This window comes from Thiolapillus sp. (assembly GCF_048562965.1).
Lineage (GTDB): Bacteria > Pseudomonadota > Gammaproteobacteria > Chromatiales > Chromatiaceae > Thiolapillus > Thiolapillus brandeum_A.
This window is the reverse complement of sequence record NZ_JBHNMF010000581.1, coordinates 1-1,980: the sequence shown is the minus strand read 5'-3', so window position 1 is coordinate 1,980 and position 1,980 is coordinate 1. Positions and strand designations below refer to the sequence as shown.

At 60.1% G+C, this 1,980-nt stretch carries 1 pseudogene; it reads right to left on the bottom strand.

Going from position 1 to position 1,980, the window contains the following annotated elements:
- Positions 1-1,980, bottom strand: a pseudogene (locus tag ACOCD2_RS17960) (helicase); the annotation flags it as partial.

Genomic DNA, 1,980 nt, shown 5'->3' with positions numbered 1-1,980 from the left:
GAGCTGCCCGGCGAACAGACCCCCAGATAGCGGCGCCCGGGCCGATCCGCTATGGAACGCTGGACGGAGAAGAAGTTGTCCTCGATATCCAGCCCATGGGGCGGGAATATGGACACACGGCGCATGAACACGTTGTGCACCTGAGCCCCGGCCTTACGCACCGTCGCCGTCGAAGCGACGATCTTGGGTGCGATCTCCTGATCACCCAGCTTCCAGGTGCAGAGTTCGTCCACTGCCGTCTCATAGAGACCCACCATGGTTCCCAACGGCCCGCTGATCAAGTGGAATTCGTCCTGGATGATGAGATCGGGTGGACGAATGGGTGATATGTTCTCTACCTTGGTCTTTGGCAATCCATGCTTCGTGTCGGCTCGGTGATTGCCGGCACAGCTCGCCTCTGGCCAGAGCAGACCGTGTCGAGGGCACTCCCCGGTGGCGATACCGAACAAGGTTCGAGTCTCACCTCGCCAAGCCATCATGGCAAACTTGTCCACGGTGGCAATCATCATACTGGGAGGCCGATGATAGATCTCCTCGTCCACCACCACCGCAGGAATCCCGGGGTGAGCCTGATCGGACGATCGCCCACGCGAGAACTCACAGCGTCTGTTGCCGCAGAAGATGGACGTTCTGAGTCGGGCCTTGTCCACTTCGATGTCCTTGCCGGGATCGACTTCGGTGCCACACCAGGGACAGCTGGTGAGCTGAGCGGGCGACGAACTGCCCGCATTCCACTTGCTGGGGTCACGAAAATCCTCGATGGCCCGGTGGCTGTCCTCCGTGGTGCCCGGCGTCACCCGGTTGCCCACCCAGAGGCCGATAGTGAAAGGTGAAGTACCCAGCGACTCGTCACCTCTGTCGAGTGCCTCACGCCGCAGTACCTCCATGGCACAGATCAGGGCCGTGGCGCGCTGGAACTGTTGCAAGGTCAGCAGACGCAAGGTGTAGCGCATGATCACCGCCAGGCCACGACTGCTGTCGTATCCGCCCAGGTTCCCCTGCAAGCGCCGAATGAACATGGTGAAGGCAGCCACACCCAGGTAGGCCTCGGTCTTACCACCACCGGTCGGAAACCAGATGAGATCGGCATAGGCCTCGATGGGCCGGGTTCGATCCTTGTGCAGAGGATCGGCCAGAGATGGGATGGACAACAGCACGAAGGCCAACTGGAAGGGGCGCCAGGATCGATTCTTACGCTCGTCGTAATCCTTTAGCTGCCGCTTCTCACCCCGTCGATGCGCCAAGGCATAGATACTGTGGATACGCTGTCGAGCCATGGCTCGATTGGCCAAACGAAAGGCACGCAATGCCGTTTCATCGGTCTCGTCACCAAGGACACCGAGCCCTTCCCGCAGACGCTGGAGTATCTCCTCACAACGATCCATGGCAACACAGGCTTGATCATCGTGCCCCATCACGTCACTCCCGACCCGTGCACGCTGCTCGTCGATCCAGGCAGCGTAGTCGTCGACGAGAATGGACAATGCGTCCACGAGTTCCTTTCGCTCCATACCAGCGAGCAGATCCATGTCGAGATACCCTTTCTCGATCATCTCGCGCATCGCCGGCCGATCCCGTGGGTCTAGCCCCGGCGTCTCGGTCACTGGTACTTCATACTGCGGCATGATCACCGAACGTATCTCGGTGGCCCACTCCAGATTGTCCGGGCTGGCCTCACTGTGAACCGCCACCCCGTGCCCCACGCCGAACTCGACCTGCTTGCGATAGACCATCTCCAGGGCGGCACGCTCCGGTTCGATCTTCTCATTGGGAACTGACCGACGCCTGAAGATGGCGCGTTCTTCATTCTCACTGGTGGTACGAACGATCAGTTCTGGCTGGAACAACCAGGCACTGTCCTTGTTGGTGTCTAGTGCCTCCTGACCGTTCACCAGGAACAGAGTGACCAATCGATCGCCATTCTCGTTGCGACCACGAATGGAACCCTGGACGATCACCTCGGGATTGTCCGGGTCGGGA